Origin of the sequence: Nocardioides sp. 503 (assembly GCF_004522095.1) — a bacterium.
Lineage (GTDB): Bacteria > Actinomycetota > Actinomycetes > Propionibacteriales > Nocardioidaceae > Nocardioides.
On sequence record NZ_SPUI01000002.1, the window covers coordinates 169,443 to 191,635 of the forward strand.

Annotated in this window: 19 protein-coding genes and 2 tRNA genes; 18 read left to right on the plus strand and 3 right to left on the minus strand. The window is 72.8% G+C overall.

Features of this window, described 5'->3' with window-relative positions; genetic code table 11:
- Nucleotides 1–31: 31 nt before the first annotated feature.
- From E4622_RS22595 to E4622_RS01795, 4 genes are all read left to right on the plus strand, one after another.
- Entirely contained in the window at nucleotides 32–4,744 is a 4,713-nt protein-coding gene (locus tag E4622_RS22595) for a family 16 glycoside hydrolase (protein ID WP_167735942.1), read from the plus strand.
- Nucleotides 4,745–4,840: 96 nt separating this feature from the next.
- Nucleotides 4,841–5,476, plus strand: coding sequence for a hypothetical protein (locus tag E4622_RS01785; protein WP_134738381.1), 636 nt, complete (start codon nucleotides 4,841–4,843; stop codon nucleotides 5,474–5,476).
- On the plus strand, nucleotides 5,473–6,087 hold the full coding sequence (locus E4622_RS01790) for a hypothetical protein (RefSeq protein ID WP_134738382.1): 615 nt from the start codon (nucleotides 5,473–5,475) through the stop codon (nucleotides 6,085–6,087). The genes E4622_RS01785 and E4622_RS01790 overlap by 4 nt, the downstream gene beginning before the upstream one ends.
- Nucleotides 6,084–6,683: a hypothetical protein gene (locus E4622_RS01795; protein ID WP_134738383.1), complete on the plus strand. Its 600-nt coding sequence runs from the start codon at nucleotides 6,084–6,086 to the stop codon at nucleotides 6,681–6,683. The genes E4622_RS01790 and E4622_RS01795 overlap by 4 nt, the downstream gene beginning before the upstream one ends.
- On the opposite strand, the gene E4622_RS01800 is transcribed toward E4622_RS01795, so the two are convergent.
- Together E4622_RS01800 and E4622_RS01805 are read right to left on the minus strand one after the other, a co-directional pair.
- Entirely contained in the window at nucleotides 6,664–7,962 is a 1,299-nt protein-coding gene (locus E4622_RS01800; protein WP_134738384.1) for a hypothetical protein, read from the minus strand. The two genes, E4622_RS01795 and E4622_RS01800, sit on opposite strands and share 20 nt — an antisense overlap.
- A 29-nt stretch (nucleotides 7,963–7,991) precedes the next feature.
- Nucleotides 7,992–8,672: a hypothetical protein gene (locus E4622_RS01805; RefSeq protein WP_134738385.1), complete on the minus strand. Its 681-nt coding sequence runs from the start codon at nucleotides 8,670–8,672 to the stop codon at nucleotides 7,992–7,994.
- Between the two features lie 103 nt (nucleotides 8,673–8,775).
- Here E4622_RS01805 and E4622_RS01810 point away from each other — a divergent pair, with 103 nt between their 5' ends.
- Complete coding sequence (locus E4622_RS01810; protein ID WP_134738386.1) at nucleotides 8,776–9,813, plus strand: alcohol dehydrogenase catalytic domain-containing protein; 1,038 nt, start codon at nucleotides 8,776–8,778, stop codon at nucleotides 9,811–9,813.
- Between the two features lie 9 nt (nucleotides 9,814–9,822).
- On the opposite strand, the gene E4622_RS01815 is transcribed toward E4622_RS01810, so the two are convergent.
- Nucleotides 9,823–10,908: an SDR family oxidoreductase gene (locus tag E4622_RS01815; protein WP_134738387.1), complete on the minus strand. Its 1,086-nt coding sequence runs from the start codon at nucleotides 10,906–10,908 to the stop codon at nucleotides 9,823–9,825.
- 113 nt (nucleotides 10,909–11,021) lie between these two features.
- Between E4622_RS01815 and E4622_RS01820 the strand changes: the two genes are divergently transcribed.
- The 13 genes from E4622_RS01820 to tig all read left to right on the plus strand — a co-directional run bounded on the left by E4622_RS01820 (nucleotide 11,022) and on the right by tig (nucleotide 22,178).
- Nucleotides 11,022–11,879 carry a carbon-nitrogen hydrolase family protein gene (locus tag E4622_RS01820; protein WP_134738388.1) on the plus strand — a complete coding sequence of 286 codons (858 nt, stop codon included), beginning with the start codon at nucleotides 11,022–11,024 and terminating at the stop codon, nucleotides 11,877–11,879.
- Nucleotides 11,880–11,916: 37 nt separating this feature from the next.
- Nucleotides 11,917–12,516 (plus strand): DsbA family protein, encoded by a 600-nt coding sequence (locus tag E4622_RS01825; RefSeq protein ID WP_134738389.1) that lies wholly within the window; start codon nucleotides 11,917–11,919, stop codon nucleotides 12,514–12,516.
- Nucleotides 12,517–12,598: 82 nt separating this feature from the next.
- Nucleotides 12,599–13,777, plus strand: coding sequence for an N-acetylmuramoyl-L-alanine amidase (locus tag E4622_RS01830; RefSeq protein WP_134738390.1), 1,179 nt, complete (start codon nucleotides 12,599–12,601; stop codon nucleotides 13,775–13,777).
- A 51-nt stretch (nucleotides 13,778–13,828) separates the two neighbouring features.
- The gene (gene metG, locus E4622_RS01835; RefSeq protein ID WP_134738391.1) at nucleotides 13,829–15,643 is read left to right on the plus strand and encodes a methionine--tRNA ligase; all 1,815 of its coding nucleotides are present in this window, start codon (nucleotides 13,829–13,831) and stop codon (nucleotides 15,641–15,643) included.
- Nucleotides 15,644–15,786: 143 nt separating this feature from the next.
- A complete protein-coding gene (locus E4622_RS01840) occupies nucleotides 15,787–16,395 on the plus strand; it encodes a LysE family translocator (protein ID WP_134738392.1) in 609 nt (202 codons plus the stop codon).
- An 83-nt stretch (nucleotides 16,396–16,478) separates the two neighbouring features.
- Nucleotides 16,479–17,045: a hypothetical protein gene (locus E4622_RS01845; RefSeq protein ID WP_167735943.1), complete on the plus strand. Its 567-nt coding sequence runs from the start codon at nucleotides 16,479–16,481 to the stop codon at nucleotides 17,043–17,045.
- Nucleotides 17,046–17,056: 11 nt separating this feature from the next.
- Nucleotides 17,057–17,941 carry an alpha/beta hydrolase gene (locus E4622_RS01850; RefSeq protein WP_134738393.1) on the plus strand — a complete coding sequence of 295 codons (885 nt, stop codon included), beginning with the start codon at nucleotides 17,057–17,059 and terminating at the stop codon, nucleotides 17,939–17,941.
- Nucleotides 17,942–17,961: 20 nt separating this feature from the next.
- The gene (locus E4622_RS01855; RefSeq protein WP_134738394.1) at nucleotides 17,962–18,459 is read left to right on the plus strand and encodes a ribose-5-phosphate isomerase; all 498 of its coding nucleotides are present in this window, start codon (nucleotides 17,962–17,964) and stop codon (nucleotides 18,457–18,459) included.
- Nucleotides 18,452–19,300 (plus strand): DNA-formamidopyrimidine glycosylase family protein, encoded by an 849-nt coding sequence (locus E4622_RS01860; RefSeq protein WP_134738395.1) that lies wholly within the window; start codon nucleotides 18,452–18,454, stop codon nucleotides 19,298–19,300. Before E4622_RS01855 ends, E4622_RS01860 begins: the two co-directional genes overlap by 8 nt.
- Before the next feature lie 37 nt (nucleotides 19,301–19,337).
- Nucleotides 19,338–20,438, plus strand: coding sequence for a PP2C family protein-serine/threonine phosphatase (locus E4622_RS01865; protein ID WP_134738396.1), 1,101 nt, complete (start codon nucleotides 19,338–19,340; stop codon nucleotides 20,436–20,438).
- 97 nt (nucleotides 20,439–20,535) lie between these two features.
- A tRNA-Gly gene (locus tag E4622_RS01870) sits at nucleotides 20,536–20,609 on the plus strand.
- A 53-nt stretch (nucleotides 20,610–20,662) separates the two neighbouring features.
- Nucleotides 20,663–20,735: transfer RNA gene (locus E4622_RS01875), tRNA-Pro, on the plus strand.
- 36 nt (nucleotides 20,736–20,771) lie between these two features.
- Nucleotides 20,772–22,178 (plus strand): trigger factor, encoded by a 1,407-nt coding sequence (gene tig, locus E4622_RS01880; RefSeq protein ID WP_134738397.1) that lies wholly within the window; start codon nucleotides 20,772–20,774, stop codon nucleotides 22,176–22,178.
- The last annotated feature ends 15 nt before the right edge of the window (nucleotides 22,179–22,193 follow it).

Consider the following 22,193-nt stretch of genomic DNA (forward strand, 5'->3'; position numbering starts at 1 on the left):
GCTCGCGGGCCGGGTCCTACTGGAGGTCCAGGTGTCACGCACCCTTCCGTCACCACGTCCCGCCCGCTCGAAGCGGCGCCCCCTGCACCTGCTCGTCGCCGGGGCGCTCGCCCTGGGACTCGCGGCCGGCATCACGTCCGCGTCGGCAGCGCCGCCGGGCGAGGAGCAAGGCGTCACCATGCGCGCCTTCCAGCTGGGAGAGCCCACCGCCTCCCTCTGCACGCTGAAGTCCGGGCAGACGCCGAACGTCGACCTGCTCAAGCCCACCATCGACTGGGACAGCCCCGAGGACTTCGGCGGCCTCCAGGACAACTACCTGGTCGAGGTGCTCGCCAACCTCACCGTCGAGGCTGCCGGCACCTACATGTTCCGGCTCATCAGCGACGACGGCTCCGAGCTGGTCATCGACGACCAGCTCGTGATCGACCACGACGGCCTGCACGGCGCCACGCCCAAGGACGGCAGCGTCACGCTGACCGCCGGAGCGCACGCGCTGCGGGTCAACTTCCTCGAGGCCACGAACGGCGAGCGCCTCACCCTGATGTGGCAGCGCCCCGGCGAGACGACGTTCTCCGTGGTCCCCACCTCCGTGCTGAGCACCGAGGCCGGCGTGACCCGCGTGACCGCGCCCGGCTTCAAGCAGTGCGAAGGCCAGGACGACAGCGCCGGTGACGGGCTGCAGCTCGACGGCGTCAACCCGGCCTACGACCTGGTCGACCTGCGCCCCGAGGGCTTCGAGCCGCAGGTGACGGGACTCGAGTGGGACGGCGACGACCTGCTCGTCCTCACCTGGGGCGGCAACGGCAACGACCAGGGCAACGTCTCGCTCGGTGAGCTCTACCGGCTCGAGGGCGCCAAGACCGCGCAGAGCCCCGCGGGCGTGACCCGCACGCTGGTGGCCAGCGGGCTGAAGGAGCCCATGGGCATCAAGGTCGTCGAGGGTGACGTCTACGTCTCCGAGAAGACCGGCCTGGTCCGGCTGGTCGACGCGGGGGGCGACGGCGTCTTCGAGGGCAAGGACACGATCGCGACGTGGCCGTTCGACGGCAACTTCCACGAGTTCGCGTTCGGGATGCTCTACCGCGACGGCAAGTTCCACCTCAACCTGTCGGTCTCGATCAACCTGGGCGGCGCGACCACCGTGCCCCAGGGCTCGGCCGACCGCGGCACGCACATCACGGTCGACAAGGAGACCGGCGAGATCGAGTACGTCGCCGGCGGGCTGCGGACGCCGCACGGCATGGGGGAGGGCCCCGACGGCGAGATCTTCGTGACCGACAACCAGGGCGGCTGGCTGCCGGCCTCCAAGCTGGTCGAGATCAAGCCCGGCCGCTTCTTCAACCACTTCACCACCGGTCCCGGCGGCACCAAGGGCCGCTTCGACGCGGAGCCCGTGACCAAGCCCATCCTGTGGATGCCGCAGAACGAGATCGCCAACTCGCCCAGCACCCCGGTGCTGGTCGAGGAGGGTCCGTACGCCGGCCAGCTGCTCATCGGTGACGTCACCTACGGCGGCCTCCAGCGCGGCTACCTCGACAAGGTCGGGGGCGAGTACCAGGGCGCGCTGTTCCGGATGAGCCAGGGCTTCGAGGCCGGCATCAGCCGGGTCCTCAAGGACGACGACGGCAGCCTCTACCTCGGTGGCATCGGGGCCGGCGGCAACTGGGGCCAGACCGGCAAGAAGCGCTTCGGTCTGCAGAAGCTCGAGCTCTCCGGCGACGTGCCCTTCGACATGGAGTCGATGAAGGTCGTCGAGGGCGGGTTCGACATCACCTACACGAAGCCGGTGTCCCCCCAGACGCTGGCCGACCTCGCGAGCAAGTACCAGCTCGACCAGTGGCGCTACAAGGCCACGGCGCAGTACGGCGGCCCCAAGCTCGACGAGGAGACCCTCGAGGTCACCAGCGCGACCGCGTCGGAGGACGGCAGGACCGTGCGCATCCTCGTCGACGGCATGAAGCCCGATCGGGTCGTGCACCTGCGCTCGCCCCGCCCGTTCCAGTCCGCCTCCGGCGAGACGCTGTGGAGCACCGAGGCCTGGTACACGCTCAACACCTACCCGGGCTACGTCGAGCCGGAGCCGGAGCCGGCCCCGTTCGGCCTCTACGAGCTGGAGGACGGTGAGCTCACCGGCAGCGCCAAGATCGACCAGGAGCACGCCGGCTACAGCGGCAGCGGCTTCGTCGGCGGCATGGGCGACGTCGGCGCGGGCAGCACCGTCCAGGTCGTCGTCGACCAGGCCGGCACCTACGACCTCAAGGTCGGCTACGCCAACGGACCCAACCCGTTCGCGGGCACCAAGAAGCTCAGCCTGTTCGTGAACGGCGAGCGGACCCAGCTCTCCCTGCCCTCCACCGGGACCTGGAAGGACTGGGGCAGCATCACCCACAAGATCGTGCTGCCGGCGGGACCGAGCTCCATCCGCCTCGAGAAGATCGACGGCGACGACGGCCACGTCAACCTGGACTACGTCCAGGTGCTCGTGCCCAAGACCGTGCGCTACGAGGCCGAGGCCGCCGCGCAGGCGGGCGGGGCCTCGTTCTCCGACGAGCACGCCGGCCACAGCGGCACCGGCTACGTCGGCGGCCTGGAGACCGAGGGCGCGCAGGTGACCTTCACGGTCACCGCCCAGGAGGCCGGCGACCACGACCTGACGCTGGGCTACGCCAACGGTCCGCACCCGCAGCCCAACCTGACGAAGACGTTGTTGCTCTCCGTCAACGGCGGCGAGGCGCGGTCGGTGTCGCTGGCCAACACCGGCGCCTGGAACGCGTGGGGAACGTCCACGGAGACCATCGCCCTGGAGGCCGGCACCAACACCGTCACCTACGCGGTGGGAGCCGGTGACGGCCAGACCAACGGACGCGTCAACGTCGACTACCTCGACGTGACGCAGACGCCGCCGTCCTGCGACCCCGAGGCCGGGCTGAGCCCGGACGACGAGTTCGAGGGCGACGAGCTCGACCCCTGCCGGTGGACCACGATCCTCAACCCGTCCCCGGGCGGGCTCGAGGTGAGCGACGGCGAGCTGCGGCTCACGGCGCAGAGCGGGGACATCACCGATGGCCTCTTCTCCGCCCGCAACGTCGTGACCCAGCCGGCGCCCGAGGGCCCCTGGGCGGCGACGACCCAGCTCTCCCTCGCCGGCACCAAGGACTACCTGCAGGGCGGGCTGATCGCGCACACCAGCGTCGAGAACTACGCCAAGGTCGTCGCCATGCGCAACCCGCAGGGCGCCTGGGTGATCGAGCTCGGACGCCGGATCAACGGCCAGATGGTCTACTCCCACAGCCCGGCACTGCCGGGGGCGCCCAGCGACCTGCAGCTGCAGATGGTCAACACGGGATCCGCCCTCCAGGCGAGGTACTCCGTCGACCAGGGGGCGACCTGGACGTCCATGGGGGCCGGCTACCCGACCACCGGTCTGGTCGAGCCCACCGTGGGGGTCGCGGCCTACAACGGCAACGGGTCCCAGGTCGGCGCGTTCGACTGGTTCAGGGTGACCGAGCCGGTCGTCGAGCCCGACACCTGTGAGGCCACCGAGGCCGACCCGGGCTACCGGATGCTCTACGACGGCACGGCGGCCAGCCTCGAGGACTGGAAGATGGCCGGTCCCGGCTTCTTCACCCGCGAGGCCGACTGCAGCCTGAAGAGCAACGGGGGGCTGGGCCTGCTCTACTACGGCCAGCCGATGGAGAGCGACTACTCCCTGCAGCTGGACTGGAAGCTCACCACCGACCACAACGGTGGCGTGTTCGTCGGCTTCCCCGACCCGGGCACCGACCCGTGGGTGGCCGTCGACAAGGGCTACGAGATCCAGATCGACGCCTCGGACACCCCGGAGCACACCACGGGGGCGATCTACAACTACCAGTCCGCAGACCTGGCGGCGCGCGATGCCGCGCTCAAGCAGGTGGGTCAGTGGAACCACTACGAGCTGCGCATGGAGGGCAAGCGCATCCGCGTCTACCTCAACGACGTGCTGGTCAACGACTTCACCAGCACCGACCCGGCGCGGATGGACTGGCCGTCCTACCTCGGCCTGCAGAACCACGGCAACGGGGAGAACGTCTTCTACCGCGACGTCCAGCTCAAGGAGCTGGCCGACCCGGAGAACGTCGCCTCGACGGTGACGGTCACCCCGACGCCGGCCCAGGTGCAGACGGGCCGCACCGCCCAGGTGCAGGTCACGGTCGACTCCGTGGTGGAGGAGACCCCGACCGGTGAGGTCGTCGTGTCCGTCGACGGGACGCCGCTGCCGGCGGCCGACCTGACCGACGGCACCGCCACCGTCACGGTGGGGCCGTTCGGCTCGCCCGGCGAGGTCGCCCTCACGGCGACGTACGCCGGGGACGCCGCGCACGACGGCAGCGAGGGTGCGGCCACGCTCACGGTCACGAAGGCGCCCGTGGTGACCCCGCCGGCGCCGGTCCTGAAGCCGAAGGTCGCCGCGGTCGGTCGCAAGGTGGACGCGGACAGGAGCCGGCGCAAGGCCTCGGTCGTGCTCCGGTGCGTCCAGGGTGCCTGCGCGGGCAACGCCGTCCTCCGTCTGCCGGGCGCGTCCGGCAAGGCGCTGGGCAGCGGCCGGATCGCCCTCAAGGCGGGCAGTCGCGGTCGCCTCACGGTGCGGCTCAACGCCCTGGCCCGGGCCAGGCTGAAGAGCCGGGCGTCGGTCGGCGCCGTGCTCGTCGTGACGTTCCGCGACGGCACGACCCAGCGGCTCACGGTCAGGCTCACGCGCTGAGCGACGGCTGATCGGCTCGACACCGGCGACCACCTGCCCCCCGGGGTGGGTGGTCGTCGGCCGTCCGGGCAGGGCCGGGGCCCCTAGACTCGCCGCGTGCCGACCCGGATCCCGCTCGCGCCGGGAGCCCTGGTCCGGACGCACCCGTGGCTGTCGCTCGGAGCGCTCGCGCTGGTCGTCGCGCTGGCGGTGGTGACGCTCACCGGAGGCTGGTCGCGCTCGGCGCCCGAGGGTGCCGTGCAGGTCGCGCCCGGCACCGAGGTCGACGCGGCGCCGTTCTCCCTGCGGCTGGACGAGGCCTCCGCGCGCTTCGTGCGGGGCGACGAGGACGCCGAGCCCGGGCAGGCCTTCGTCGTCGTCGAGGGCCAGGTCGAGCTCACGTCGTCGACGTCGGTGACGGCCACGACCCTCACCGACGCGTTCCGGGCCGACCTCTCGGGCTACGACCTGGGCGGGTCCGCGACGCAGGATCCGGCGCCGGTCGTCAGCGTCGTGCCCGACGGGTCGACCCTGCTCGGTCTCGGCCCCGGGCTGCGCTACGACGTGCAGCTCAGCTACGTCGTGGACGAGGGGTCCGTGCCGGACCGCCTCGACGTCACCGTGCTCGAGCACACCCGGCGGCCGAGCGCGCTCGACGGCGAGCTGCGGTGGTTCGACGCCACGCCCGTGGCCCGCCTGACGCTCGACGTGGCACCGCTGCCGGCGATCCGGCCCGCCGAGGAGGACCTGTGACAGGACCCGCCCGGTCCGGTCCGGCTCTCGGCCACGTCCTGGGCACCGCCGTGGTCTGCCTGGCCCTGCTGGCGGCCGGGTCCTGGCTGCAGGGCTGGCTGCCCGACGACGACGCCGACCCGGCCGCCGAGCCGCACGTGCGCGCCGGAGGGGTCGGCGACGCGCTCGACCTGCGGACGGCAACGGTGACCGTCGACGAGGTGCGCGGCACCAGGCGCGTCGAGCAGTACGGCACCGAGCTGGTCAGCCCCGGGCTGTGGGTCGTCGTGGGCTACACCGTCGTCCCGACCGAGGAGAACGCCACCGTCACGTTCGCCGAGCTCGAGGACGGACGGGGCCGCACCTGGGGCCTGGTCGGCCGCAACGCCAACTCGTGCGCCGAGAGCCCCCCGGGTGTGCCCGTGCGCTGCACGGTGCTCATGGAGGTGCCGGCGGACGCGCTCCCGACCCTGCGGCTGCGGCTGGCGAGGCTGTCGCGCGAGACCCGGTTCGACGCGGTCGCCGAGGTGGACCTGGGCCTCACGCGCGACGACGCCGAGGGCTTCGCGACGGCACCGACCTACTCCGTGCCGGCGCCGGAGCTGGGCGACCCGCCGGAGGAGGACTCGTGAGCCGGCGCTGGCTGCTCGTCCTGCCGGTCGCGCTGGTGCTCGTCGTGTTGGCGACGGCCAGCCGGCTGCAGGTCTTCTGGTGGCCCGAGCAGCTGCACGACGTGACGACAGGTCGCCAGGGCGAGGCCCTGGAGCTCTCGGACCGGTGGGAGGACGCGGACGGCGACGAGCGCCGGCGCGACCTCACCGTCACGCTCCTCGACGTGGTGCCGGCCACCCAGGTCGAGGGCTTCTCCGGCCCGGAGCCGCTCGAGCCCGTCGCGGGGACCGCGGTGTGGGAGGTGCGGCTGCGCTTCGAGGTGGACCCCGACGTGCCGCTGAGCGGCTGCCTGGTCTCGATCGTCGACACCGACGAGCGCGAGGCCACCGCCGTGTCCACGCGGCTGGGCGAGGCGTCCCTGCCGCAGCCCGCCTGCGAGCCCGCGGGCCGGGCCGGCCCCCGCTACGACGGGAGCGCGGTCGAGGGGGACCTGCCCCGCCCGCCGACGTACGACGTCGCGGTGCTCGTCGTCACCGACGAGGACGCCGTGCCGGACCGCGTGCGGCTGTGGTGGGAGGCGCCGGACGTCGCGGAGCTCAGCCTGACGAGCCGCTGAGGGCGCGCTCCTCGGCCTGCTCCTCCTGCAGGCGCCGGGTGAGCAGGCGCGAGACGGCGGCGGCCACCAGGACCACGATGACCACGGTGTAGACGGTGCGCGTGACGACCTCGAGGTACGGCGAGAACGCCAGCATCGCGTCGGGGTCACGGGGTCCCACGAGCGCGCGCAGCAGCACCGCGGTGCCCCAGGACGCGAGACGAGCCAGCCCCAGCACGAGGCAGAACGTCAGCACCGGCACGAGGCCGGCGTGCGCGAGCGTGCGGAGCCCCGCCACCAGCTCCTCGAAGCGGCGCCCGAGCAGGTCGCCGACCCGCTCGGGGCGCCACGCCCCTGCCGCCGGGCGGTCGGGGCGGCGGGCCACCCGCGCGCGGGCACGGACGACGAGCCGGTGCTCCTCGAGCCTCGCCCGCCTGCTGTCACGCAGGCCGCCGGCCAGCACCACGGCGCCCACCGTGAGCCAGGCGACGGGCGTCACGACGATGTCGCTGATCCCGGTCACGATGCCGGCCAGCAGCTCCCCGACCGCGCGCACCGGCTCGGTCAACGGTCCGAGCGCCGCCGTCGCGCTCCGCCAGGCCTCGGCCCCCTCGTCGACCACCACCCGGTCGCCCACCCAGCCGCTGGCGTCGTGCCAGCGCGAGGTCAGCAGCGCCGCCAACCAGGTCAGCCAGGTGACCTCCACCAGCGCGGCGACGAACGCCCAGGCGGTGTGCCGGCGCGCCAGGTCGAGGCGGTCCAGGACCGCGCGCATCATCAGGCCGGTCACGACCAGGCCAACCTGCCAGCTGGTGACGGTGACCAGGGTGCGGTCGTCGAGCTGGCCGCCGCCGAACAGCGCCCCGCTGGCGAACTCGTCGGCGTAGCTCTCGTTGATGAACTGGTCGCGGTCGGCGTCGAGGTGGCCCTGGAGCGCGTAGACCGTCAGGAACGGCACGAGCGCCGAGGCGAGCAGCGCCAGCCGCTCCTTCCTGCTCGCCGCGTCGGAGGCGCCGCCCGCGGGCACGAGGGTCCAGCGCGCCGAGGAGCCGGCCACGCGCAGCATCAGCACGAGGGCGACGACCATCGCGAGGGGAGCGAGCGGCACCAGGAGCGATGCGAGCACGGGGTGGTCGCGGCCCAGCAGGACCGCGGCCCACATCGCGGCGTTGCGGGCCGCGAGGCCCAGCAGGAAGATGCCGAGCAGCGCCGCCCAGTGCCGGGCCAGCAGCCGGAGCGCGTCGACGACCACGAGTCCCGCGTCCACCACCGAGTCGCGCAGCTCCCGCAGCACCGTCACGCCGGGGAGTCTAGGCGCGGCGGCGCGGCTCAGGCGGTGAGGCGCCAGCCGGCGACGTCGAGGAGGAAGTGCGACAGCACCAGCGCGCCGAGGTAGAACGTCGACACTGCGACCGCGGCGCCCACGCGGGCCGGCGCCGACGCGTCCCGGACCCGGGCGAACGCCGTCGCGGCGGCCCAGCCCAGCGCAGCCTCCGCCGGGACGACGTAGACCGCCACGCCCAGCACGCGGTGGGTGTCGCCGGTGGGCTCCCACAGCCCCAGGGTCGGCGCGAGCACCTCGGCGCCGAGGAACACCAGCGCCGAGAGCACAGCCGCCGGCCCCGGTCGTCCGCCGGCCAGCGCCAGGGCGGCGAACAGCGGCGCCACCCACATCGCCGCCATCGCCAGCGGGATCACGTCGTCGACGCGAGGCCCGCCGGTGTCCGGGAAGCGCAGCGTGCCCACCAGGTCGGCCAGCACCCAGTCGGGCAGCACCTGGAACACCGAGACGAGGGCGAGGAAGCCGGCCAGCGCGAGCAGGTCCGTGCGGCCCGTCGCGCGGCACACCGCGAGCAGCCCGGCGACGTACGCGACGACGACCAGGAGGATCCCCCAGCCCTGCGCCGGTGCGTCGAGCGCCAGCGCCACGGCGCCGCCCACGAGGAGCCCGACATGGACGCCGATGATCGGGCCGAGCCCGTGACGGGACGCGCGCAGGCTCGTGGGCACCGGCACAAGGTAGCGGTCAGGACACGGCCGCGCGCACGCTTTCGAGGGTCGCGGCCAGCGACCGGGCTCGGTCCGGTGCTCCAGTTGTTGCGAGGATGGCCCGATGCGTGCGGTGGTGGTCGACGCGGCCGGCTCCCGGCCCGAGGTCCGAGACGTCCCGGAGCCGTCGGCTCCCTCCGGTGGCGTGGTGGTGCGCGTCGCCGCCACCGGCATGTGCCGCAGCGACTGGCACGCGTGGGCGGGGCACGACGAGATCGCGTTCCCGCACGTGCCCGGCCACGAGCTCGCCGGCGAGGTCGTCGAGGTGGGCGCCGGCGTGGCGCGGTGGCGGGTGGGCGACCGGGTGACGGTGCCGTTCGTGTGCGGCTGCGGCCGCTGCGCGTGGTGCCTCGACGGGAACGCCCAGGTCTGTCCCGACCAGCAGCAGCCGGGGTTCACCCACTGGGGCTCGTTCGCCGAGTACGTCGCGCTGCACGCGGCCGACACCAACCTGGTCGCGGTGCCCGAGGACGTCGGCTTCGCGACCGCGGCCGGCCTCGGGTGCCGGTTCGCGACGGCGTACCGAGCGCTGGTGGGGCGGGCGCGGCTCGCCGAGGGGGAGTGGGTCACCGTCGTCGGTGCCGGCGGGGTGGGCCTGAGCGCGGTGATGATCGCCCGGGCGCTCGGCGCTCGTGTCGTCGCCGTCGACCGCAACGCCGAGGCGCTCGCCGCGGCGTCCGCGCTGGGCGCGGACCACGTGGTCCTCGCCGACGGGACCGACGTTCCTGCGGCGGTCGGAGGCCTCGTGACCGGAGGCAGCCACGTGGCGGTCGACGCCGTCGGCAGCGAGCAGACCTGCGCCGACGCCCTGCTCAGCCTGCGGCGACGGGGTCGCCTGGTCCAGGTCGGGCTGCTGCCGCCGGTCGGCGGGCACCCCCGCGTGCCGATGGACCGGGTCATCGCCTGGGAGCTGGACGTCCTGGGGAGCCACGGGATGGCAGCGGCGGACTATCCCGAGATGATGGCGCTGATCGAGTCCGGAGCGCTGCAGCCCCAACGGCTCGTCGAGCGCACGATCGGTCTCGAGGAGGCGGCGGCCCTGCTGCCGCGCTTCGACCGGGCCACGGTCGCGGGCATCACCATCGTCGACCCGACGCGGTGACGGGCGGGGTCAGGGGATGACGCGCGCGTCGCGGTACTGCTGGGCGTAGTCGAAGAACGTCGCCCGGGTGTCGCGCGTGGCGGAGAAGCCGGCGGTGCGGCTCTTGTTCATGTCGGTGACGACCTCCATCTCACGTCCGAGGTCGGCGTCGGAGTGCCACCAGGACGCCACGCGGGAGAGGTCCGGCTCGACCAGGTCGTGCGTGGCCGCCAGCTCCCGCCAGACCGGCTCCATGCCCGTCATGGCGGCCTCCAGGGTGCGCGGCGCGTCGGCGTAGCCCTCCCACTCCAGGCCGAACCACGCGGCGACCTGGGGCCACAGCCACCGCCACCGGAAGACGTCGCCGTTGGCGGTGTTGAACGCCTGGTCCTGCCCGGCGGGCGTCCGGGCGGCCCACGTCATCTGCTCGGCGAGCAGGTCGGCGTCGGTCACGTCCGTCAGCGCGTTCCACTGCCGCTCCGAGCCCGGGAAGACGAAGGGCAGGCCCCGCTCGCGGCACAGGGCGGCGTAGGCGCACAGCGTGGCCACCATGTTCATCGCGTTGCCGGTGGCGAAGCCGAAGACCGTGTGCGAGCGGTGCACGCTCCAGGTGAAGCCGTCGCGCTCGGCGGCGGCGAACAGCTCGTCCTCCTGGGCGTAGTAGAAGTTGGGGTAGGGCAGCCGCTCCTCGTCCTCGTGGAAGGGCGTGTCGGGCATCTCCCCCTGGCCGTAGGCCTCGAAGGGCCCCAGGTAGTGCTTGAGCCCCGTCATCAGGGCGACGTGGCGCAGCGATCCGGCGGGGGACAGCGCCGCGAGCAGGTCGCGGACGGCGCCGCCGTTGACCCGGATGTTCTCGGCCTCGGTGTCCATGCGGGTCCACGCCGTGATCGTCACGAGCTCCGGCCGCACGTCCGCGAGGGCGGCGGCCAGTCCCTCGGGGTCGCCCAGGTCGGCGCGGACCGGGCGCACCTGGGGGTGGGTCGCGGTTCCGCTGCGGGAGAGGCCGTAGGTCTCCCAGCCCTCCTCGACGAGCCGACGCGCGACGGCCTGCCCCACGATGCCGGTCGCGCCGACGACCAGGGCGCGGCGGGCGGGGGTGGCGGGTGACTCGGGCACGGGGGGTCCTCTCGGGCGTCCATCGGCCGTCGTGCGACGACCCTCCTCGACCCTAGGGTCCGCGACCAACCGAAGAGGGGGAGGGCGTCGGTGGGCGCGGCTACGGTCGGCGGATGCCTCGCACCCTGCGCCTCGCCGTCGCCCAGAGCACCGTCGCCGAGGACCCGGGGGACGTCGACGCGTTGCGGGCCGGAGGCACCGAGGTCCGCCGGCTGATGCGGGAGGCGAAGGCCGGGGGAGCGCGCCTGGTGCAGTTCCCCGAGGGCGCGATCGTCTACCCGAACAAGTACGTCATGTCCTCCGCCGGCCCCGACGTGGTGGCCGACGCGGACTGGTCGCGCGCCGACTGGACGGTGCTGCGCGAGGAGGCGGAGTCGGTGGCCGCGTTGGCCGGCGAGCTGGGCCTGTGGGTGGCGTTCGGGTCGGTCCACCCGCTGGAGGCCCCGCGCCGGCCGCTCAACAGCCTCTACGTCGTCTCCGACGCCGGCGAGGTGGTGGGGCGCTACGACAAGCGGGTGCTCTCGCACACCGAGCGCACCTGGATGTACACGCCCGGGACCGACCCGCTGGTCTTCGAGGTGGACGGGTTCCGCTTCGGGGTGGCGCTGTGCGTCGAGGCCGGCTTCCCGGAGCTCTTCGACGAGTACGAACGCCTGGACGTGCACTGCGTCCTGCTCTCAGTGATGGCCGACGACGCGGGACGGGCCCTGATCGGCCAGGCCTACGCGGCGCTCCACGGCTACTGGGTCGGCTACTCCATCCCCGCCCAGTACGCCGCCACGGTGCCCTCCGGCATCGCCGCCCCGGGCGGCCGGTGGCTCGCACAGTGCGACGCGGTGGCGCGCCCGGGGCTGGCCTTCGCCGACCTGGACCTCGACAGCACCGACCCCGACATCGACGTCTCCCTCCGCCTGGCGCGCCCCTGGCGGCGTTCGGTGAGGGACGGGCTGAGAGGCACTCCGACGGGGTGAGGGAAGCAATGGGGGGTGCGACGTGCTTGCATCAGGTATGACTCAAGCCGACTTCTGGTTCGACCCGCTCTGCCCGTTCGCCTGGATCACCTCGCGGTGGATCCTCGAGGTCGAGGAGGTGCGCGACATCGACGTCACGTGGCACGTCATGTCCCTGGCCTACCTCAACCAGGACAAGGACATCCCCGACGAGTACCGCGAGATGCTCAAGCCGGCCTGGGGCCCGGTGCGCGTCTGCATCGCCGCGGAGCAGAAGCACGGGCGTGAGGTCCTGCTGCCGCTCTACACCGCGATGGGCAACCGCATCCACCTCGGCAAGGAGCCGATCTCGCGCGAGCTGATCGCCGCCTCGCTCGCCGACGCCGGGCTGGAGCCCGAGCTCGTCGAGGCGATGGACGACTCCGCCTTCGACGAGGCCGTGGCGGCGTCCCACCACGAGGGCATGGACCAGGTCGGCGACGACGTCGGCACGCCCACGATCGCCATCGAGGGGGCGGCGTTCTTCGGCCCGGTGCTGTCCAAGATCCCGCGCGGCGAGGAGGCCGGCCAGCTGTGGGACGGCGCGGTCGCCGTCGCGAAGTTCCCGTACTTCTACGAGCTCAAGCGCTCGCGCACCGGGGACCTGGACTTCAGCTGACGGCTGCGGCGGCGCTGCGCCACCGTCCGGAGACGGGTCGCCGGATCGACTTCGGGGCCTGCGGACCGCACCATAGGGACCCATGCGCATCTCGGGACTGGCGTCACTGGCCACTGCTGTCACACTGACGACCGGTCTGCTGGCCCTGCCGCCCGCCGTCGCGGACCCCGGGCCGGGGGCCCGTGAGGGCGCTCGCGCCGAGGGTTCGGCGATCCTGCTGCGGGCCGATCCGCGCTCGCCGGTGAGCGCGGCGGAGGTGCCCGTCACGGACGCGACCGACGGGCCGCGCCGGACCTCGCCGTACTCGATGCTGGGCCTGACGTGGCGCGGCACGGACCCGACGACGCTGCGCTTCCGCTCGCACGGACGCGACGGGTGGAGCTCGTGGCGCACGGCCGAGGTGCTCGAGGACGGGCCGACGCCGGGCACCGAGGGCAACCCCCGGCGGGCGACCCAGCCGGTGTGGGTCGGCCCGTCGAACGGCGTGCAGCTCGACGTGCGCGGCTCGGGCCACCGCGGCCTGCGCCTGGTGCTCATCGACCCCGGCGTGCTGGCCACCGACGACGACGACGTCGCCGCGCCCGGGGCCGGAGCGAAGCAGCCTGCGATGCGCACGGCGGCGCGCAAGCCCCGCACGCGGCCGAAGTCCTCCCCGCAGCCGCGCCTGCTCACCCGTCCGCAGTGGGGCGCCGACGAGCGGCTGCGCAACGGCCGGCCGACGTACAACACGGGGCTGCGCCAGGTGCACGTGCACCACACCGCGTCGGGCAACGACTACACGCGCGCCGACGTGCCGGCGATCCTGCGCGGGATGTACCGCTACCACACCAAGTCCCTGGGCTGGTTCGACCTCGGCTACAACTTCGTCGTCGACAGGTTCGGGCGAACCTGGGTGGGCCGCAGCGGGGGACCGACCCGGCTCGTGCGCGGCGCGCACACGCTCGGCTTCAACCACAGCTCGGTCGGCATCGCCGTGCTCGGCAACTTCGAGCGGACCCGGCCCAGCAGGCGCGCGGTGACGGCCGTGGTCCGTCTGGCGGCCTGGAAGCTGGACCGCCACCACCGCGACGCGAGCGGCCGCGTGGCCGTGCGCTCGGAGGGCAGCGACCGCTACCGCGCCGGCAAGCGGGTCCGGCTGTTCGTCGTGGACGGGCACCGCGACACCAACCAGACCGCGTGCCCCGGGGAGCTGCTCTACGACCGCCTGCCCGGCATCCGGCGTCGCGCCCAGTGGCGGGTCGACCACTACGGCCGCGGCTGAGCCGACGGGCCGATCGGAACGGGGTGGCGCGCCGACCCTAGGATCGGCGCCATGACCCATGTCCTGTCTGCCGTCGCCTGGCCGTACGCCAACGGCCCCCGCCACATCGGCCACGTCGCCGGTTTCGGCGTGCCCTCCGACGTCTTCAGCAGGTACATGCGGATGGCCGGCCACGACGTGCTGATGGTCTCGGGCACCGACGAGCACGGGACCCCGATCCTGGTCGCGGCCGACCAGCAAGGCGTCACGGCGCGCGACCTCGCCGACAAGAACAACGCGGTCATCGTGCAGGACCTGGTCGACCTCGGGCTGTCCTACGACCTGTTCACCCGCACCACCACCGGCAACCACTACCTCGTGGTGCAGGAGATGTTCGAGACGGTGCACCGCAACGGCTACATGGTCGAGCAGACGACGTTCGGCGCCATCAGCCCCTCGACCGGGCGCACCCTGCCCGACCGCTACATCGAGGGCACCTGCCCGATCTGCGGCTACGCCGACGCGCGCGGCGACCAGTGCGACAACTGCGGCAACCAGCTCGACCCCACCGACCTGATCAACCCGCGCTCCAAGATCAACGGCGAGACCCCGGAGTTCGTCGAGACCCAGCACTTCTTCCTCGACCTGCCCGCGCTGGCCGAGGCGCTCACCGAGTGGCTCGACGGGCGCGAGGAGACCGGGCTCTGGCGCCCCAACGTGATCCGCTTCAGCCAGAACATCCTCTCCGAGATCCGGCCGCGCGCGATGACGCGCGACATCGACTGGGGCATCCCGGTCCCGCTGGAGGGCTGGCGCGAGCAGCACACCAAGCGCCTCTACGTGTGGTTCGACGCCGTCATCGGCTACCTGTCGGCCTCGATCGAGTGGGCGCGCCGCTCCGGCGACCCCGAGGCCTGGCGCGCGTGGTGGAACGACCCCGAGTCGCTGTCCTACTACTTCATGGGCAAGGACAACATCGTCTTCCACAGCCAGATCTGGCCCGCCGAGCTCCTCGCGTACGACGGTCGGGGTGCGCGCGGCGGCGAGCCGGGCGCCTACGGCGACCTGCAGCTGCCGACCGAGGTCGTGTCGTCGGAGTTCATGACGATGGAGTCCAAGCAGTTCTCCACCAGCCGCGGCCACGTGATCCTGGTCGGCGACATGCTCTCGCGCTACCAGCCCGACGCGCTGCGCTACTTCATCTCCGCGGCGGGGCCCGAGACGTCCGACTCCGACTTCACGTGGGCGGAGTTCGTGCAGCGCACCAACTCCGAGCTCGTCGCCGGCTGGGGCAACCTCGTCAACCGCACGGCCACGATGATCGCCAAGAGCTTCGGCGAGATCCCGGCGGCGGGGCCGCTGGAGGAGGTCGACGAGGCGGTGCTGTCCGCCGTGCGCGACGCCTTCGGCACCGTCGGCGACCTCATCGGCCGGCACCGGCAGCGCGCCGCGATCGGCGAGGCCATGCGGGTCGTCGGCGAGGTCAACAAGTACCTCACGGTCACCGAGCCCTACAAGATGAAGGACGAGTCGCAGCGCGAGCGCCTCGCCACCGTGCTCCACGTCGCGGCCCAGTGCGTGGTCGACTGCAACACGCTGCTGGCGCCGTTCCTGCCGCACTCCTCCAACCAGGTGTGGGCGGCCTACGGCGGCGAGGGCGAGTTCATGCCGATGCCGCGCATCGAGCAGGTCGAGGACCTCGACCCCGGCCACGGCGCCGGCCTGGACTTCTACCCGGTCATCACCGGCGACTACTCCACGACCCCGCGCTGGGAGTCGCGCCCGCTCATCGTCGGCGCCCCCGTCGCCAAGCCGAGCCCGATCTTCACCAAGCTCGACCCGTCGGTCGTGGACGAGGAGCTCGCGCGGTTCGCGGAGCGGGGGTGAGTTTCACCGGGTACCCGGTGAAACTCACGCTTCCGGTACGAAGCTTCGGCCGGGAAGCGTGAGTTTCGTACGGGCGGTGTGACGGGTGGGACGGCCGCGCAACTCCCGCGACAGGAGACCGCAGCGCGCGTAGCCTCGCCTCCATGAGCCTCACGTTCCTGCTCACCTCGCTGGTGATCGTGGCGACGCCGGGCACCGGCGCGCTCTACACGCTGGCCGCCGGCCTGACGCGAGGTGCGCGGGCGAGCGTCCTGGCGGCGTTCGCGTGCACGCTCGGCACGGTGCCGCACCTCGTCGCCGCCATCACCGGCCTGGCCGCGGTGCTGCACGCGAGCGGGGTGGCGTTCAACGCGATCAAGTACCTCGGCGTCGCCTACCTCCTCTACATGGCCTGGTCGACGTGGCGCGACCACGGCGCGCTGTCGGTCGACGAGAGCGCGAAGCCGTCGTCGTGGCGCAGCGTGATGGTCTCCGGCGTGACGCTCAACCTGCTCAACCCCAAGCTGACCATCTTCTTCTTCGCCTTCCTGCCGCAGTTCGTCCCGGCCGGTCCCGGCTCGACGACCACGATGCTGGGCCTGAGCGCGGTCTTCATGGCGATGACCTTCGTCGTCTTCGCGGCGTACGGCGCGTGCGCGGCCGCGGTGCGCGACAAGGTGCTCACGCGGCCCCGGCTCGTCGACCGGATCCGCAAGACCTTCGCCGCGAGCTTCGTCGTGCTCAGCGGGCGGCTCGCCGTCGAGTCCCGCTGAGCGCGGGCGGCGCTCTCCCGGAGGGTGGTCTCGAGGCGCGCTGCGCTCGCACCTCGACCGCCGAGGTCCCCTAGGCTCTGCGCATGACCGCCATGTACCTGCCCACGTTCTTCGTCAAGCAGAAGTTCGCGATGACGACCAACCGCTACGAGCTGTTCGCGGCCAACCCCGACGGCAGCTTCGGGCAGTCCATGGGGCTCGCCGAGCAGAAGCGCCTCGCGTTCAAGGAGGAGGTGACGTTCTACGCCGACGACACCAAGAGCCGCCCGGTCTTCAGCTTCAAGGCGCGCAAGAAGATCGACCTCAACGCCGGCTACGACATCTTCGACGAGGCCCGCAACCAGATCGGCTTCTTCCGCAAGGACTTCGGCGCGAGCCTCATGCGCTCGACGTTCCACCTCGAGGGCCCCGGCTACGCCGGCACCGGCCAGGAGCGCAGCCAGGCGATCGCGATCATCCGCCGCTTCACCGACATCCCGTTCCTGCCGATCCACTTCGACTTCGTGAGCTCGGAGGGTCAGCCGCTCCTCGGTGTCGAGCGCCAGGGCTCGGTGCGCGACAAGTACACCGTCCACGTGCCCGACCAGCGCATCGACTTCCGGGTCGCGGCGGCGGTGGCGGTCGGGCTCGACGCCCTCATGCAGCGCTGACGGCGGCCGGCGTGCTCCACCCCGAGGCGCGGCTCGCCGTCGAGCAGTACGACGGCGAGCCCAAGGTGTTCGAGGACGGGTTCGACATCGCGACCTCGCGGGCGCAGGCCCGCGAGGCCGCGGCCGCCGAGCCGCGCGAGGACGTCGCGGAGGTCCGTGACGTCGACGCGGGGGGAGTGCCGTGCCGGCTCTACCGCCCGGCCGACGCGCTTCCGGGCGTCGTGGTCCACCTGCACGGCGGCGGCTTCGTGTTCCACGACGTCGACGTCCACGACGCGTCGGCGCGGCGCCTCGCCAACCGCACCCGCACCGCCGTGCTGAGCGTCGACTACCGGCGTCCGCCCGAGCACCCCTTCCCCGCGGCGCCCGACGACGTCGACGCCGTGCTGGGCTGGTGGCGGGAGGACGGCCCGCTGTTCCTCCACGGCGACAGCGCGGGCGGCAACCTCGCGCTCGTGGCCGCCCTGCGCAACCCGGGTCGCGCCGCCGGGCTGGTGCTCGTCTACCCGTTCCTCGACCCGGCCGCCGGCTTCGACTCCTACGACACCGCCGCCGAGGGCTTCGACCGCCGCGAGGCCGCCTGGTACTGGGAGCAGTACGCCGCCGCGCCGGCCGACCTGGAGGACCCAGACCTCGCCCCGCTGCGCTCCGACCGGCTCGCGACGCTGCCGCCGACGCTCGTCGTCACCGCCGAGCACGACCCGCTGCGCGACGAGGGCGAGCACCTCGTGTCGCTGCTGGCCCAGGCCGGCGTCACTGTGGTCGGCACCCGCTACCTCGGCCAGGTGCACGGCTTCTGGCGCCACGACCGGGTCTTCCCCGCGGCCGAGCCACTGATGGGGCAGGCGGCGGCGTTCCTCCACGGCCTGCGGAGCCGCACGCCCGGCGGCTGGTGACGTCTGGGAGGATCGCAGGCATGCGCGTCCACGTCGGATCCGACCACGCCGGCCTCGAGCTCAAGGACCACCTCCTCGCCTGGCTGCGCGACCACGGCTACGAGCCGGTCGACCACGGACCCTTCGTCTACGACGCCGACGACGACTACCCGGTGTTCTGCCTGCGCGCGGCCGAGGGCGTGGCCCACGACCAGGAGGCCGGGCAGGACAGCCTGGGCGTCGTGATCGGCGGCTCCGGCAACGGCGAGCAGATCGCCGCCAACAAGGTGCGCGGCGTGCGCGCGGCGCTGGCGTGGTCCGAGGAGACCGCCACGCTGGGCCGCCAGCACAACGACGCCAACGTCGTCGCCGTGGGCGGCCGGATGCACCCGCTCGAGGACATGGTGCGCTTCGTCGAGGTCTTCCTCACCACCGACTTCTCCGGCGACGAGCGCCACGTGCGCCGCATCGCCCAGCTGGCGTCGTACGAGACGACCCGCGAGCTGCCGCCGCTGCCCGACTCGGCGCGCGATGCCTGAGGGCCACACCCTCCACCGCCTCGCCGGCGACCTGTCCCGGGCCTTCGCCGGGCGGCTGGTGCGCGTGGGCAGCCCCCAAGGCCGCTTCGAGGATTCCGCGGCGCTGCTCGACGGCCAGGTGCTGGAGGGCGCGGAGTCGTGGGGCAAGCACCTGTTCGTCACGTTCCCCGCGGAGCGCTACGTCCACGTCCACCTCGGGCTCTACGGCGTCTTCGCCGTCCACCACGACGTCGAGGAGGTGCCGGAGCCCGTCGGGCAGGTGCGACTCCGGCTGGTCACGGCCGACCCCGGCCCCACGGCGTACGCCGACCTGCGCGGCGCCACCGCCTGCGAGCTGATGACGCACGAGCAGCGCGACGCGATCCTGGCTCGCATCGGGCCCGACCCCATCCGCCAGGACCAGGACCCCACCCGGGCCTGGGATCGGATCCGCCGCAGCAAGGCGGCGATCGGCGGGCTGCTCATGGACCAGGCGGTGCTGGCCGGCGTCGGCAACGTCTACCGCGCGGAGGTGCTGTTCCGCCACCGGATCCACCCGCTGCGGCCGGGCAACACCCTGCGCGTGGGGCAGTGGCAGGCGATGTGGGACGACCTGGTCGAGCTGATGGCCGAGGGCGTCCGCACCGGACGGATCGACACGGTGCGCCCCGAGCACACCCCGGAGGCCATGGGTCGCCCGCCGCGCCGGGACGACCACGGCGGCGAGGTCTACGTCTACCGGCGGACCGGTCAGCCGTGCCTGGTCTGCAGCAGCACCGTGCGCACCGCGGTGCTCCAGGCACGCAACGTCTTCTGGTGTCCGCGGTGCCAGCCCACGTTCCGCTCGCGCGCCGTACGCTGACAGCCGCGCCCACCCCCACCCGATCGTCTGGACCCCCATGACCGCCACGTACCCAGCGACGCGGCCTGCCCGCAGGTCCGTGCGTCGGCACTGGGAGCTGTTCCTGCGCCGGGGGCTCACCCAGGAGACCCGCATCGCGGTGGCCCTGGCGGTCGGGTCCGTGCTCCTGACCGCCGTGGTGTTCGCCTGGCCCGAGCGGACGCCGCTCACGGGGCTGATGCTGCCGCTGATCATCGCCAGCCTGACGTTGGGACCACGCACCCTTCCGGGCTTCGTGGTCTTCCTGATGGTGCTGCTCGCGGTCGGGCTCGCGGCCCAGACCGAGATCACCCCGCGCATCGTCGCGGCGACCCTGGTGCAGTTCGCCATGGCGCTGGTGGTGATCGCCACCAGCTTCCGGCGCACCCGGCTGGGCGTCGCGGGCATCCGCGGGGAGGCAATGCTGGTCGACCTGCGCGACCGGATCCTCACCCAGGGCGGCGTCCCTGACCTGCCGCCGGGCTGGCACGTGCAGTCGGCGCTCAAGCCGGCCGGTGGCACCCCCTTCGCGGGGGACTTCGTCGTGGCGATGCGCGGCCACGACCTGGACCGCCTCGAGGTGGTCGTCGTCGACGTCTCCGGCAAGGGCACCGACGCCGGCACCCGCGCGCTGCTGCTCTCGGGCGCCTTCGGCGGCCTGCTGGGCGCCATGCCCGCGGCCGACTTCCTGCCCGCGGCCAACGGCTACCTCCTCCGGCAGGCGTGGGAGGAGGGGTTCGCGACCGCGGTCCACCTCTCCCTGCACCTGACGACCGGGGACTACGAGATCCGCACCGCGGGCCACCCGCCCGCCGCCCACCGCACGGCCGCGTCGGGGCGCTGGTCGGTCCTGCGCACCGACGGCCCGATCCTCGGGCTGCTGGAGGAGGCGACGTTCACCCGCGCCACCGGACGCCTGGACCGCGGGGACGCGCTGCTGCTCTACACCGACGGCATGGTCGAGGAGCCCCGGCGCGACATCGACCTCGGCATCGACCAGATGCTCGGGCAGGCCGAGTCGCTGATGCGCGGCAGCTACGACGGCGCCGCGGCCCGCCTCACCGAGGCCCTCGGCTCGCCCGACGACGACCGCGCGCTGGTGATCGTCCACCGCAGCTGAGGCCCGTCCGCGGCCAGGGCCGTTTGGGGCCGGAGGGTGCCGGTGTGGCACCATGGAAAGGCACATTTCACGCCGTGCGACGGCGTGAGACAGGCACGCGGATGTAGCTCAATGGTAGAGCTCCAGTCTTCCAAACTGATTACGCGGGTTCGATTCCCGTCATCCGCTCCAAGGAGCCCTCAGCGCACGTCCGGGGGCGTCTTGACCGACAGACCACGCTTTGACGGGGCGTAGCGTAGTGGCTAGCGCGCCTGCTTTGGGAGCAGGAGACCGCAGGTTCGAGTCCTGTCGCCCCGACGAACCACCTTTCATCCAGACCTGAGGAGAACACCTGTGAAGAGCGCCGTCGAGACCTTGAGCCCGACCAGGGCCAAGCTGACCGTCGAGGTGCCCTTCGAGGAGCTCAAGCCGAGCCTCGACGCGGCCTACAAGAAGATCGCCCAGCAGATCAACATCCCCGGCTTCCGCCGCGGCAAGGTGCCCCCCATGGTGATCGACCGCCAGGTCGGCCGGGGCGCCGTGCTCGACGAGGCGATCAACGAGGTGCTGCCGGCCAAGTACGTCGAGGCGCTCGAGGCCAACGACCTCCAGCCCCTCGCGCAGCCGGAGATCGAGGTGACGAAGTTCGAGGACAACGAGACCCTCGAGTTCACCGCCGAGGTCGACATCCGCCCGCAGATCGAGCTGCCGTCCTACTCCGGCATCGAGGCGCAGGTCGACGACCTCGAGGTCGCCGACAGCGACGTCGAGGAGCAGGTGCAGGCGCTGCGCGAGCGGTTCGCCACCCTGAGCGACGTCGAGCGCCCCGCCGCCGAGGGCGACTTCGTCGTGCTCGACCTCAAGGCCCTCAAGGACGGCGAGGTGCTCGAGGGCGCCGAGGTCGCCGGCATGTCCTACCAGGTCGGCCGCGGCGGCATGATCGAGGGACTCGACGAGGCCCTGACCGGCATGTCCGCCGGCGACGAGAAGACCTTCTCCTCCGAGCTCGTGGGCGGAGACCTGGTCGGCGAGCCCGTCGACGTCCAGGTCAGCATCAGCCAGGTGCAGGAGCAGGAGCTGCCCGAGCTGGACGACGACTTCGCCCAGGAGGCCTCGGAGTTCGACACCTACGAGGAGCTCACCGCCGACGTGCGCGAGCGCCTCGGCCGGGGCAAGCGCCTCGAGCAGGCCGCCGCCGCGCGCGACGCCGTCCTCGAGGTGCTCCTGGACCGCGTCGAGGTGCCGCTGCCCGAGAGCATGGTCACCGACGAGCTCAACGCCCGCCGCGCCAACATCGAGCAGCAGCTCGGCAACGCCGGCATCCCGATGGAGAAGTACCTCGAGGACGAGGGCCAGACCGTCGAGGAGTTCGAGGCCGACCTCGACCGCCGTGTCCGTGAGGCCGTCGCCGCGCAGTTCCTGCTCGACGAGGTCGCGAAGAAGGAGGAGCTCGGCGTCGACCAGCAGGAGCTCTCCAGCCACCTGGTGCGCCGGGCCCAGCAGTCGGGCCAGGACCCGCAGGAGTTCGCCAACCACATGTTCGAGCACAACCACATCCCCGAGATGGTCCAGGAGATCCTGCGCGGCAAGGCCCTCGCGGCCATCGTCGAGACCGCGGTCGTCAAGGACGCCTCGGGCAACGTGGTCGAGCTGAAGAACCTGCGCCCCGACGGCACCATCGGTGAGCCCGAGGCCGAGACCGAGACCCCGGACGCCGACGCTGACACCGACGTCGACACCGAGGCCGACGCCGAGAAGTGACCTCGGTCTGACCCT